This is a genomic window from Flagellimonas meishanensis (genome assembly GCF_019880545.1).
Taxonomy (GTDB): Bacteria; Bacteroidota; Bacteroidia; order Flavobacteriales; family Flavobacteriaceae; genus Flagellimonas; species Flagellimonas meishanensis.
Genome location: NZ_JAINVW010000002.1, coordinates 14,703 through 28,135, shown reverse-complemented (window position 1 = coordinate 28,135; position 13,433 = coordinate 14,703). Strand labels below are relative to the sequence as shown.

14 protein-coding genes are annotated in these 13,433 nt (G+C 44.7%); 8 read left to right on the top strand and 6 right to left on the bottom strand.

What is annotated here, in order from left to right:
- The first annotated feature begins 90 nt into the window (after positions 1-90).
- The 7 genes from K7G75_RS06715 (at position 91) to cls (ending at position 8,286) form a co-directional block, all read left to right on the top strand.
- Positions 91-2,328 carry a polyribonucleotide nucleotidyltransferase gene (locus tag K7G75_RS06715; RefSeq protein WP_222983491.1) on the top strand — a complete coding sequence of 746 codons (2,238 nt, stop codon included), beginning with the start codon at positions 91-93 and terminating at the stop codon, positions 2,326-2,328.
- A gap of 148 nt (positions 2,329-2,476) precedes the next feature.
- Positions 2,477-3,340: a sigma-70 family RNA polymerase sigma factor gene (locus K7G75_RS06710; protein ID WP_036382919.1), complete on the top strand. Its 864-nt coding sequence runs from the start codon at positions 2,477-2,479 to the stop codon at positions 3,338-3,340.
- A gap of 187 nt (positions 3,341-3,527) precedes the next feature.
- Entirely contained in the window at positions 3,528-4,187 is a 660-nt protein-coding gene (rpe, locus tag K7G75_RS06705) for a ribulose-phosphate 3-epimerase (RefSeq protein WP_222983490.1), read from the top strand.
- Complete coding sequence (locus tag K7G75_RS06700; protein ID WP_222983489.1) at positions 4,187-5,173, top strand: YpdA family putative bacillithiol disulfide reductase; 987 nt, start codon at positions 4,187-4,189, stop codon at positions 5,171-5,173. The genes rpe and K7G75_RS06700 overlap by 1 nt, the downstream gene beginning before the upstream one ends.
- Before the next feature lie 91 nt (positions 5,174-5,264).
- On the top strand, positions 5,265-5,975 hold the full coding sequence (locus tag K7G75_RS06695) for a hypothetical protein (protein WP_222983488.1): 711 nt from the start codon (positions 5,265-5,267) through the stop codon (positions 5,973-5,975).
- A gap of 140 nt (positions 5,976-6,115) precedes the next feature.
- Entirely contained in the window at positions 6,116-6,805 is a 690-nt protein-coding gene (locus K7G75_RS06690) for a DUF4386 domain-containing protein (RefSeq protein ID WP_222983487.1), read from the top strand.
- Between the two features lie 74 nt (positions 6,806-6,879).
- Positions 6,880-8,286 carry a cardiolipin synthase gene (cls, locus tag K7G75_RS06685; RefSeq protein WP_222983486.1) on the top strand — a complete coding sequence of 469 codons (1,407 nt, stop codon included), beginning with the start codon at positions 6,880-6,882 and terminating at the stop codon, positions 8,284-8,286.
- 6 nt (positions 8,287-8,292) lie between these two features.
- Here the strand turns inward: cls and K7G75_RS06680 are convergent, their stop codons facing one another.
- From K7G75_RS06680 to K7G75_RS06665, 4 genes are read right to left on the bottom strand one after another with little or no spacing between them, the layout of a single operon-like run.
- Positions 8,293-8,712 (bottom strand): hypothetical protein, encoded by a 420-nt coding sequence (locus K7G75_RS06680; protein WP_222983485.1) that lies wholly within the window; start codon positions 8,710-8,712, stop codon positions 8,293-8,295.
- A 12-nt stretch (positions 8,713-8,724) separates the two neighbouring features.
- On the bottom strand, positions 8,725-9,576 hold the full coding sequence (locus K7G75_RS06675; protein ID WP_222983484.1) for a universal stress protein: 852 nt from the start codon (positions 9,574-9,576) through the stop codon (positions 8,725-8,727).
- Between the two features lie 42 nt (positions 9,577-9,618).
- Positions 9,619-10,422, bottom strand: a complete 804-nt coding sequence (locus tag K7G75_RS06670) for a universal stress protein (RefSeq protein ID WP_222983483.1) — start codon at positions 10,420-10,422, stop codon at positions 9,619-9,621.
- Between the two features lie 2 nt (positions 10,423-10,424).
- The gene (locus K7G75_RS06665) at positions 10,425-11,273 is read right to left on the bottom strand and encodes a universal stress protein (RefSeq protein WP_222983482.1); all 849 of its coding nucleotides are present in this window, start codon (positions 11,271-11,273) and stop codon (positions 10,425-10,427) included.
- A 43-nt stretch (positions 11,274-11,316) separates the two neighbouring features.
- On the opposite strand from K7G75_RS06665, the gene trxA reads away from it, so the two are divergent.
- The gene (gene trxA, locus K7G75_RS06660) at positions 11,317-11,697 is read left to right on the top strand and encodes a thioredoxin (RefSeq protein WP_417950331.1); all 381 of its coding nucleotides are present in this window, start codon (positions 11,317-11,319) and stop codon (positions 11,695-11,697) included.
- A gap of 10 nt (positions 11,698-11,707) precedes the next feature.
- On the opposite strand, the gene K7G75_RS06655 is transcribed toward trxA, so the two are convergent.
- A complete protein-coding gene (locus tag K7G75_RS06655) occupies positions 11,708-12,562 on the bottom strand; it encodes a universal stress protein (protein WP_222983481.1) in 855 nt (284 codons plus the stop codon).
- 18 nt (positions 12,563-12,580) lie between these two features.
- Positions 12,581-13,429, bottom strand: a complete 849-nt coding sequence (locus K7G75_RS06650; RefSeq protein ID WP_222983480.1) for a universal stress protein — start codon at positions 13,427-13,429, stop codon at positions 12,581-12,583.
- Positions 13,430-13,433: the final 4 nt, after the last annotated feature.

Genomic DNA, 13,433 nt, shown 5'->3' with positions numbered 1-13,433 from the left:
GCAAGGCAAACACAACAACACAACCCGACCGTCCGGATGGCGGTAGACCAAATGTTTAACGACCCGTGCATATCGGGTAAGATTAATTTTATGATTCCAAAAACTTTTAGAGAGGTCATTGACCTTGGCGACGGTAGGGAAATTTCTATCGAAACCGGAAAATTGGCCAAACAGGCCCATGGTTCTGTGGTAGTCCAATCTGGCAAGTGCATGCTATTGTGCACCGTTGTCTCAAACTACAAACAAAGCGATGTCGATTTTTTACCCCTCACGGTAGACTATCGGGAAAAATTTGCCGCCGCCGGGCGTTATCCTGGTGGATTCTTCAAACGAGAAGCAAGACCCAGCGATGGTGAAGTGTTGACGATGCGTTTGGTGGACAGGGTCTTGCGCCCATTGTTCCCCAAGGATTATCACTCTGAGACCCAGGTAATGATCCAACTCATGTCACACGACGAGGAGGTAATGCCCGATGCCATGGCCGGATTGGCCGCTTCGGCAGCTATCCAGCTTTCAGATTTTCCTTTTGAATGTCCCATTTCCGAAGTCCGCGTAGGCCGTGTCGATGGTGAATTCGTCATAAACCCAACAAGGGCACAGTTGGGAGAATCCGACATAGATATGGTCATTGGTGCTTCAGCTGATTCTGTGATGATGGTCGAGGGAGAAATGTCCGAAATATCAGAAGAAGAAATGGTGGAGGCCATCAAGTTTGCACACGAGGCTATTAAAGTACAGTGTGCTGCCCAGGTGAAATTGGCAGAAGCCTTCGGCAAAAAGGAAACCCGCGAGTACGAACCAGAGGTCGAAGACGAGGACCTACAGAAAAAAATCCATGAAATGGCATACGACAAAGTCTATGCCGTGGCCAAGGCAGGTTCTGCAAAGCATGAACGAAGTGCCGCTTTTGACGCCATCAAGGAAGAAATAAAGGCAACCTTTAGCGAGGAAGAGTTGGAAGAAATCGGAGGATTGGTTTCAAAATACTACTACAAAGCGGAAAAAGAGGCCGTCCGTAACCTTACTTTGGAGGAAGGTCTACGTTTGGACGGACGTAAAACCACAGATATCAGACCCATCTGGTGCGAAGTGGATTATTTGCCCTCCGTACACGGTTCTGCCATCTTTACGCGAGGGGAAACCCAGGCGTTGGCCACTGTTACATTGGGTACTTCAAGGGAAGCCAATCAAATAGATATGCCTTCCTATGAGGGTGAGGAAACCTTCTACCTACACTACAACTTCCCTCCTTTTTCAACAGGAGAGGCACGGCCAATACGAGGAACTTCCCGTAGGGAAGTGGGCCACGGAAACTTGGCGCAACGTGCCCTTAAAGGCATGATCCCAGCAGATTGTCCGTATACGGTTCGTGTGGTTTCCGAGGTGTTGGAATCCAACGGTTCCTCTTCCATGGCCACCGTATGTTCGGGCACCATGGCCCTAATGGATGCAGGTGTTCAACTTAAGAAGCCCGTTTCAGGGATTGCCATGGGATTGATCACCGATACCGAAACCGGCAAATACGCCGTACTTTCCGATATTTTGGGTGATGAGGACCATTTGGGCGATATGGACTTTAAGGTAACCGGTACTGCAGAAGGTATCACGGCTTGCCAAATGGACATCAAAGTAAAGGGACTTTCCTATGAAATATTGGTGAATGCATTGAAGCAGGCCAAGGACGGAAGATTGCACATTTTGGGCAAATTGACCGAAACCATTGCCGAGCCAAGACCAGAGGTTAAATCCTATGCTCCAAAAATTGTCACTAGAATCATTCCAGGAGAATTTATCGGTGCTTTGATCGGAAAAGGCGGTGAAGTTATCCAGGAGCTCCAAAAGAGGACCAAGACCACTATTGTCATCAATGAAGACCCCGATACCGAAGAAGGTATTGTGGAAATCTTGGGTACCGACCAAAATGGCATTGATGCAGTACTTGCCAAAATTGACTCCTTGATGTTCCAACCAGAGGTAGGTAGCGTTTATGAGGTCAGGGTCATCAAAATGTTGGACTTTGGAGCCGTGGTGGAATATACCGAAGCCCCTGGCAATGAAGTCCTGCTACATGTTTCAGAATTGGCATGGGAACGCACAGAGAATGTTTCCGATGTTGTGAACATGGGAGATGTATTTGATGTGAAATATTTCGGCCTCGATCCTAGAACCAAAAAGGAAAAGGTGTCCAGAAAGGCCCTTTTGCCAAAACCGGAAGGCTATAAAGAAAGGCCTCCAAGAAATGACCGGGATGGTGATCGTCGTGGAAACGACCGGAGAGGCGGTGATCGCAGAGGCGGAAACCGCGATAGAAATCCAAGAAGGGACTAAACACCCATTTTGTGGGTTATTAAAGCCCTGGGAAGTGTTCCCGGGGCTTTTTTATGAAATAAACCCGACCATATTGTAACTTTTTGTTTTTTTCTACGTATAACCTAATGAGCCCAAGCTCAAAAACTTAATTTGAAGGGAAAATTAGATGAGACAGTTAAAGATTACAAAACAGGTTACCAATAGGGAAACCGCATCGCTGGACAAGTACTTGCAGGAAATCGGTAAAGTTGATTTGATCACCGCCGATGAGGAAGTGGAACTGGCACAGCGTATAAAGGCGGGCGACCAGGTAGCACTTGAAAAATTAACCAAAGCCAACCTTAGGTTCGTGGTTTCCGTTGCAAAACAGTACCAAAACCAGGGATTGACCCTTCCTGATTTGATCAATGAAGGAAATTTGGGACTGATAAAAGCGGCACAGCGTTTTGATGAAACCCGTGGTTTTAAGTTCATTTCCTATGCTGTTTGGTGGATTCGCCAATCCATTCTTCAGGCTTTGGCCGAACAGTCCCGTATTGTACGTTTGCCATTGAACAAGATTGGCTCCATCAATAAGATCAATAAGACTTTTGCCTTTTTGGAGCAAGCCCACGAGCGTGTTCCCTCTGCAGAGGAAATTGCCAAGGAATTGGACATGACCGTTGAGGACGTAAAGCAATCACTCAAAAATTCGGGTCGCCATGTATCCATGGATGCACCACTTATCGACGGTGAGGATTCCAACCTATATGATGTATTGCGAAGCGGGGAATCCCCAAATCCGGATAAAGAATTGTTGCACGAATCGTTGCGTACCGAGATTGAGCGCGCACTGGAAACCTTGACACCCAGGGAAGCGGATGTTATCCGACTATACTTTGGTTTGGCCGGACAGCATTCCATGACTTTGGAGGAGATTGGGGAAACCTTCGACTTGACCCGTGAACGCGTGCGTCAAATCAAGGAAAAAGCCATTAGAAGGTTGAAACATACCTCCAGAAGTAAGATTTTAAAGACCTATCTGGGATAATCCTTTGGACATATTCCATCAAATTACAGTTAAATTCCTCTTAAATTGTTTTTTTGGCAGGAAAGTTGTAATTTAGTTACCTACAACAGTTTATCATGACTGTTCGTTTTTTGATTGATGAATAAACTCCGGCTGATTACCGGAGTTTTTTCATTTATGGCTACCGCTAATTGGCTAACTTTGCATCATGACGAAGACAAAAATCGCTCCCTCCATGTTGGCATCCGACTTTGCCAACCTTCAGCATGAAATTGAAATGGTCAACCAAAGTGAGGCGGACTGGTTCCACCTCGATGTTATGGACGGTGTTTTTGTCCCAAACATCTCCTTTGGGATGCCAGTGATAGCGGCCATGGCGCAACATGCCAAAAAACCTTTGGATACACACCTGATGATTGTTGATCCCGACCGTTACATAAAAACTTTTGCCGATTTGGGTGTTTATAGTCTTTCCGTACATTATGAAGCATGCACCCACCTACATCGCACTTTGCAAGCCATAAGAGCCGAAGGGATGAAGGCAGGTGTGGCCCTGAACCCGCATACCTCCATAAAATTATTGGAGGATACCATCCAGGACATCGACATCGTTGTGGTGATGAGCGTCAACCCCGGATTTGGAGGGCAGGCCTTCATCGAAAACACCTACCGGAAAGTGGAAGATTTAAAAAACTTGATCATTCAAAAAAAATCGGACGCACTTATTGAAATAGATGGTGGTGTCAATGCGGCCAATGCAAAAAGATTGGTAGGTGCCGGAGCCGATATCCTAGTGGCGGGAAGCTTTGTTTTCAAAAGTGAAAACCCAAAGGGAACCATCAAAAACCTAAAAGAACAAGTTGCCTAATGCAAGCGCTTGATGTGGTGATCATAGGAGGAGGACCCATTGGCATTGCCTGTGGCCTAGAGGCCAAAAAACAAGGACTGTCCTATCTGATCATTGAAAAGGGTCCCATTGTAAATTCCCTTTTCAACTACCCCATCAACATGCATTTTTTTTCCTCTTCGGAGAAGTTGGAAATAGACAATATCCCATTCATAAGCAAAGAGGCCAAGCCCAAGCGCAATGAAGCCCTGGAATATTATCGCCGTATTGTGACCTCCAACCAGCTCCATATCCATCTTTTTGAAAAGGTTCAGCAAGTCCTTAAAGATGGGGATTTGTTCCAAGTGACGACGGACAAATCACGGTATTCGGCTAAAAACCTTATTGTGGCCACTGGGTTTTATGACCTTCCGAACAAAATCAATGTTCCCGGTGAAGACTTGCCAAAGGTATCCCATTACTATAAGGATCCGCATTTTTATGCAAGTCAAAAATTGGCCGTGATAGGGGCGAGCAATTCTGCCATTGATGCTGCTTTGGAGTGCTGGCGCAAGGGTGCAGAGGTAACCTTGATCATCCGTGGACCCGAGGTGGGCCAGCGTGTGAAATATTGGGTGCGCCCAGATATCATCAACCGAATCGAGGAAGGAAGTATAAAGGCCTATTTTGATTCCACGGTAAAGGAAATAAGGAAAACCGAACTCGTTGTTGACACCCAACAAGGCGAAATTGTATTGGAAAATGATTTTGTGCTGGCCTTGACGGGATACCGCCCCGATTTTGTTTTTTTGAAAAAACTGGGCATCCATCTTTCCGATGATGGGAAAAAGTTGCCTTCCTATGACCCAGACACCATGGAAACCAATGTGCCTGGACTGTTCTTGGCGGGGGTAATCTGTGGTGGTATGGAAACACACAAATGGTTCATTGAGAATTCCAGGGTCCACGCCCCTATCATCATCAAAGCCATAAAGAATAAACTCCATTTGATGGAGAAGAATTCCTAAGCGCGTAATTTTTTGTATTTTATGGTGCATACAACTGTTCACCATGCAAATGCTCCGTCAATTTCATTTAGCTGCACAATATCTAGCAACTGTGGCAAAAAGTTTTTCACCACATCGTGCCGATGACAGCCATACCAATTTGGAGTTCTCCATACATGAAAAGAGCCTGTTGAGCCGCCCACTGGATGGATCTGACCTGCGGTTGGCATTGAATTATGAAACCTTTTCCTTGGACTGGAAATCCGATGACCCCAAATCGCTTTCCCTAAAGGGAAAGACCCATAAGGAGGTAACTTTCTGGCTCACCAAAATGGCGCAAACTTCTGGTTTTTCCAAGCCATACACCTACAATCTTCATTATGAGCTGCCCTATACCATGGAGGTAGATGAAAGGTTTCAACTTTCAAGCTCAGGGGAAGTCCAGGAATTGATTCGTTTGGGAACCATGGCAAAACGGGTTCTTGCTTCCTTTTTGGACGATGCAGCGCTTACTTCCGAAATACGGGTATGGCCACACCATTTTGATATGGGTGCTTTTGCACACCTTCACGATGGTTCTGGAAAATCCGTTGGTTTTGGGATGGCCATTCCAGACAGTTTGGTGGATGACTTTTACTTCTACATTAGCGGTTACCGCGGGGATACCACACTTAACACTTGGGCCTACAAACCACTAAGCCATGGAAAATGGGTGAATAATGGTTTTAAGGGTGCGGTACTGCCCGCATCAGAGGCAAATGAGGAAGTGGCACTGCATTTCTTCAAGCAAGCATTGGGCAACTACAAGAACATAGCCAATTGATTTTTTAGCCCACCACCATCCTAACCCCTCATTTAAGCCAAAGGCTTATCATTGCTTAAATCCCACTTTTTGGGATTTGGGTGTAACAACTGGTCCATTTGTTCTTCTAACAAGACATAACCATAACTTTTGACCGACAAATGGAACCAACAAAAAGAACAGGTAGGGTACTCGGAACTCTTTTTTTGACGAGCATCGTATTGGGAGTGACAGGTACTGTATTTAGAGGGCTCTCTGGAATAAATATCAATGCGGACGATTTCTTGTCCCCAATTGCTGAAAAAGCAACTGAAATGCAATGGGCGATTGGTTTGGACATTGTTGGCAGCGGAGTCATGTTCTTCGTGGCCCTGTTTCTGTTACCCTTCATTAAAAAATATAGCTCCCGCTTGGCGCTGGGGTATTTGGGGCTTGCCATCATCAACTTTGTAATAATCGTTGTGAGCAATATCCTGCACATCATGCTGATCTTCCTTAGTAGGGATGTTTCCCCGGAAACAACCATTTCAACATTGGAAGGTTACATGGCCATGGGAAGAATGCTATATGAGGGTTATTATTGGACGCATTTTTTAATGCTTGTTCTGTACAGCATTGCTGGTTCCCTGCTGTTCTATTTCCTGTTTTGTATGCAATACGTGCCAAAATGGCTATCCATTTGGGGTCTTTTGGCCTCTGCCCTGGTTTTTGTGGGAGGGGTTTTGCAATTGGCAGCATTAAAAGTTTCGTTCCTGCTCTTTGCACAAAATGGGATTTTTATGATCTTCTTCACCGGATGGCTGTTGATTCTAGGGTTCCAGAGAACACGGACATCGCCTGTGGTTAAATAGCATTCTATGTGATTTGTTCATGAATCAATGCAGTAGGAGGCCTATATTTGTATATATCGCCTGTTCCTGCCATTATGCTGATCATCTCGCTTGTAGTACTTTATGTGATTATCGCCCTCAGCGTAGTGGTAAGCTTGCTCATAAACGGGGTAAGGCCCAGCAAGACCCTAGCTTGGCTGCTGGCCATTTTCACCATACCCGTAGGCGGTTTTCTGCTGTACCTGATGCTCGGAAGAAATAGAAGGAAGAACAAGTTGTTTTCCCTGAAAAGTGATTTTTTTAAAAAGCTAGAGCCCATTGGTGATAACCACGAAAAGTTCAATTTACAGGAATACAAAAAAATTGCCCAACTGATTCGGGCAACTTCCCAATGTCCAGTAACAGAGCGGAACCAGGTCACTTTGTTGCAAGACGGAAAAAAAACCTTCGAGCACATCTTTGAAGCGCTGGAAAATGCCAAGCACCACATCCATCTTCAATACTATATTTTTGAGGAAGGGGTGCTGTCGGAAAGATTGATGGAGATTTTTGAAAGGAAAGTTGCTGAAAATGTGACTATCCGGCTGTTGTATGATGGCATTGGGAGCTATTCCCTGAGTAAAAAGTACTTAACACGCCTAAAAAAGATCGGGGTCAAAACAGAGCAGTTTCTCCCGTTCAGGTTCGGTAGGTTCTTGTCCTCGTTGAATTATAGAAACCATAGAAAAATCATAGTGGTGGACAATAGGGTAGGCTTTACAGGAGGCATCAATGTGACCGACAAGTATCTGAAAGAGGACCCCTACCCCGGAAAATGGCATGACACCCATTTAGAAATAAAAGGGGAAGCCACCCATTATCTGAATCAGGTGTTTTTAACCGACTGGTACTTGGCCACTGAGGAGGATATGGACCTTTCCCAGTTCAAATTGGAAGGAGTGGGCGAAAAAGGAACCTCCATGCAAATCGCTTCAAGCGGTCCGGATGATGATTTTCCCGTTATGGAACAAGTTTATTTTTCCATAGCCAACAATGCCAAGGAGTACCTGTATATTACCAATCCATACATTATTCCCAGCGATGCCATAATGCAGAGTCTTCAAACTGCCTCTTTAAGTGGGGTGGATGTCCGGCTGCTCATGTCGTCCACCACGGACATGAAATTGGTGGATTGGTGTGTCAGGGCCTATTTTGAATCATATCTCAGGGCGGGTATCAAGATATACCTCTACAATGATGGTTTTTTGCACAGCAAGACCATAGCATGTGATGATAAAATTGCCAGTGTGGGCACCGCCAATATGGATAACCGCAGTTTTCAGCACAATTACGAATCCAATGCCGTGCTTTACGACGCTGATCTCTGCAAACAATTGAAAAACGACTTTTTTGAAGACTGCAAAAAATCCACCTTACTCGATGACCATGAAGCTTACAGCGATAGGCCATGGAGCCAAAAGCTTGTTGAGGGCATGGCAAAATTGATGAGTCCCTTGCTTTGATGGGATTTAGAGGTATTGCTCCCCAAACTTGAAAAATTCCTTGACCAATGCCCTAAACTGATTTTTGGTCATACTGTCCGTTTTTTCCTTTGCTTTCACCCTGGTTGCCAACATGGGGTGGTCTTCTTGCAGGGCTTTCAGAAACTTGTCGGGAGCTTCTGCGGGACCAAAAATGGCCAATTCATCCACATCGCCGATGGTATCTACAATATTGCTAAAATACCGCTTCAGTTGGTGCTTTTCGGTTTCCAGATATTTGCTGTCCTGGACCACGTCCTGTGGGCCCCATCTGGTTTTGGACCGTGAACCTCCTTTTGGATTGTAAAAATCAAGTTCAGAAAGAATCGAAAACTCTTTCTCCCTATTGTTCTCCAATACAATGCCAATGGCTTCTCGCTTGTCCAGCCAAATTCCTATCTGCTTCATAATCCGCTGTTTTCAGTTTTCATTTAGTTCCAAAATGGGCACTTTGGGGTCGTAGCCGATTTCCTTGACCAATGGGTTGGAGAGTATACTTCCAAAAAAAAGGTGCCTACGGTTCATGAACACAATCATATCCGCTCCCTTGGTCTCCACAAAAAGATTTATCCCATCACTGACCTTAACCGCTGGCAATAGATGCATTTCATAATCCGTTCCGTCCAAAATGTCCTGTAACAATTTTTTGTTTGTCATTTCCTTATGGTCCAGTTTTCCGTCCTTGTTCCTGTCCACATGCACCACATTGATCTTTGAGTCGTGCAATTGAGCAATCTCAATCAAATATCGCATCTCCTTCCTTTTGAAATCCGTCTTATAATCTGTTGGAAAAACTATTTTCCGTGGCACTTCAAAAACATAGGTGCTAGGCACGGCTATGACCGGACAATCCTTTATCCTTTCCATCACCGTAACGGTATTGGTGCCGAAAATGCGTGCTTTGGATGCAGTGATGCCCTTCGTGCCCATGATTACCACATCAATGTCCTTTTTGTTGATTACATGCTTTATTGCTTCAACTAAACTATTAAAGGTGCAAATGGTATGGAATCGGTGATTGGGGTTTTCAGGATGGATTTTCAACATTTCCATGAGACGGTGCATTCCCTCCTCGGACTCCTTTCTTGCCATCTCGTAAAAGCGTTCCCCTGGCTCAGGCACCATCATACTTTCGAGGCTATAGCCAGAGGCCTGAAACGCGTTCAACACATAAAAATCACACTGAACCTTGGCATATAGTTGTTGGGCATATCGGATGGCGTTCAGCGCATTTTTTGAATAATCGGTGGGTAACAATATTCGCTTGTCCATTGTGGTTTTGTTTGAAATTATATAATGGGCAATGTGCTGTAATCAATTTAAGCCTTGAGGCAAAATCAAAAAAGGCACGGTCAATTTTTCATTCAGCTCCTTTATGATTCCCTTCCCGATAAACTCAAGAAAGAAATGATGGGGGTAATAGATCATACATAGCATATCGATGCTCCAATGGTTCACAAATTCAATAATGGTCCCTGCCTTGTCCTCAAATACGGGTAGTATAACCTCGTTGGAAACACTCAATGAGAATTGCTCCAAAAAAGCCTCCTTCCGATCTAAAATGGCCTTGTTTTCAGTTCCATCTTCAATGGTCATGGGCACCAATTGGGCATTGGTCAACGCAACCATCTCCCGAAGGGCCTTAACGTTTGCCGCAGAAATGGGTTGACTGTAATTGGAAATGAATGCCATCTTCTTTACTTTTTTAAAATCAATTTCCAAAGGCACCACAAGAATCGGACATTGGGTCACTTCCCTTACCAACTGCATGGCGTTGTTCCCAAATAAGACGTCCTTGACCTCATCCTTGCCTTTGTTTCCTATGACCATGATATCCGGTTGGATTTGGGACAAATATTCGGCAATCCCCTTGACCAGCTCTGATTTTAGCGCCACTGTCTTAATTTCATGGAAGGTATTCTTTCCCGTATCCAAAACAAGTCGGTGCACTATGGCCCGCAAGCCCTCCATGGATTGATTGTAGGCCGCATTGTCTTCCCCATTACAGCAATGGACAACATGGAAAGTACATTTTTGTCGTTTGAACAAATGCGCCGCATAAAACAGGGCGTTATATGAATTGTTGGAAAAATCTGTGGGTAGAACAACGTGCATCATGATTAATTCTTTAGTGTTTTAGGCATTACCAAAAAGGGAACAGCGGTGTATAATCCAAGTGTCTTGAGAACGGGCTCCCGGACCAAGCCTTCAAAAAATGAATGCTGATTTTCCACCATGGCCAAAAGGTCAATGGACCAGGTCTGACCATAGGCATTAATGGCATCCACCAGTGGTTGGTCTGGAAGGTCGTGCAATTCATAGTTGAATTTCCGAAGCCTTTTTTCCAATGCCTGCTGATTTTTTTTCTGCTTTTGGGTCAACCCATTGGGTGGGGTAACATGTATTATGTTAAGGTTGGCACCCCAGAGGTCCGTCAATTCCAATAGGACATCCAGGGTTGGTCCGTCAAAATCGATATCGTAGTCTGTCGGAAAGAGAATCTGATCAAGTTTATCAAACGTGTAAGTCTCTGGAACAGCCAACACCGGCACATCGGATTCCCTAAACAACTGCACCGTATTGGAACCAAATAAAATATCCTTCGCCCCGGTCACTCCCTGTGTACCCATAATGACCAAATCTATATTCTCATTTTTCACCATGCGCTTTGTCTCGGCTTTCAACGTGTTCAAAGCGGCATGGGATACAAAACTGTGGCGAGGTTCATGAAAGTTCGCCAAAATCTGCTCCCGGAGTTTTTCAAGTGCCTTTTCAGCCTTCTGTTGATAATCGTCAGGGAGTCCCAATATGCCCGGACTGCCCAGGGCATAATCCACCCGGTATAGATCTGGGGTATATGCATGCATCAAATAAAACACACATGTGGAATCCCTCATCAGCTTCATGGCATAGTGGATGGCATGCAAAGCATTTGGCGAAAAATCCGTAGGCAAAAGAATCCGTTTCATGGCAATTGGGTTTTCGGAATCCAACATCTTAAAACTAGATGATATGAACATCTTAAACTATGACATACATCAATTGGCAGAAAAAATAGATCTTATACATTGCGATACTATTCTTCTATCGATGAAAGGAAATTTTTCAACTTTGGTACAGGCCGATCAATTGGTTCTGGTCGATTTTTATGCCGATTGGTGTGGGCCATGCAAAATGTTGGCCCCCATTTTGAAAGAGGTGAAAACTGCCATGGGAGATACAGTAAAGATCATAAAAATCGATGTGGACAAAAATCCGGTTTTGGCCCAAGAGTACCAGGTGCGGGGCGTACCCACGCTAATGTTGTTCCGAAACGGGCAACAGTTGTGGCGACAGTCAGGGGTGCTCCAAAAATCGGCCTTGATTGAAGTGCTCGAATCTTTTCAACACTAGCTGAAACACCTTATTCGAATAGGTGGACCACAAGAAATGGCACCGTAGTATTGAAGGCGACTTTTTTGATCACAGGTTCTTGGGTTAGCTTTTCAAAAAAACTATGCCAATAGTTGACCATGGCGACCATGTGGATATTGCCTCTTTCTCCAATCATTTTTTGAATGGTCTCGTTGACCGAACTTTCTTTCTTTAAGAACACAAACTCGTGCTTAACTGTATTCAACTGCTGTGCCAAATGTTTTCTAACGCCTTCCTGATGCGATGTAAGTGCAGACGCTTCACCTGCATGGGTGACCAGAACTTTCGCGCCAAAATTATTACTAATCTCGATAATGGGCTTCAATTCTTGGGCATGGAACAAGTGCTCGTACCCTGTGGCCAGTACCATGGCCTCAAAACTTCCGTATAACTCAAATTCATCGGGGACCAAAATAATGGGACACGCATGAATTTCCTTAATTATTTTATGGGCATTGCTTCCCAAAAACACCTCTTTGAGGCCGCTGGCCCCCTTGGTCCCCATGATGATCAAATCGATATCCTTGCTTTTCACCACTGTTGCCACCGCTTGAACCAAATGGGCGGCCATGGAGTAGGTCTTGATTCTATGATCCTGATTTTCATCCGATTTTGACATCAGTGCAAGTATATTGGCAAGTCCCCGTTCCGATTCCTTCTTCAACGACCTGTAAAGTCGTGTTTCATGGGTCCTCCCCATTGTGGTCACCAACCCGGATGAACCCACCTGAAATGCATTTAGGAGGAAAAATTCACATGCATGTCCGCGAAACAAGGACTGTGCATATCGTATTGCATTCCATGAGTTCCTGGAAAAATCGGTGGGCAGCAGTATTCGTTTCATCTCCTTGTATTTAAGTCGCTATCCAAAATCTGGAAGTACCATTAGGGGAACCTTGGTCCTGAAGGTCACTTTTTTTACCACAGGTTCCTGGGTAAGCTTTTCAAAGAAATCATGGGAATGGGCGGTAAGTGCTATCATATCAGCCGTCTGTTCCTCGGAAAAACTCCGGATGGCTTCCGCCACGGTTGTTTCAATGGTTACCTGATGGACACTGGTGGGATGTTTCTTGAATCTTTTTTTCAATATCTCCTTATTGGACTGCTGCGTTTCGGATAACATAAACTCTTGGGCCACATGAAAAATCATAACCTCCGACTTCCAGGCATCAATCAGTTCCAATAGAGGGCGCAATACATTTTTGGGGACATAGTGGGTATATTCGGTTGGAAATACCACCAAGTTCAGTTTTTGGAAATCAAATGAACTGGGCACAGCAATAAGGGTGCAGTTTTTGATGTTTTTAAGCACCTTCACGGTCCAACTTCCCATAAAGATCTGTTTGGCCGCTGTTGAGCCTTTGGTTCCCATCACAAGGACATCCACATCATACCTCGAAATACATTGATGGATTGCCTTGATCAAATCCCCGGATACCGAAATGGTTTCAAAGGTATGTTTGGGATTGAAATGGTGCTCATCCAAATACTTCTTTACTTCCGCCAATTGGTTTTTTGAGGCCTCGGGCAACGATTGATAAACAGCTCCTGCCCTAGCACTGCTTTTAAACCCAGCAATATTCTGGGTACTTGGCTCATAGGCGTGGAGTAGATAAAACTTGCATTCCATCCATGCATACAGCTTAATCGCGGTCAAAATGGCATTCCATGAGTTTTCGGAAAAATCTGTGGGCAACAATATCTGTTTCATAACT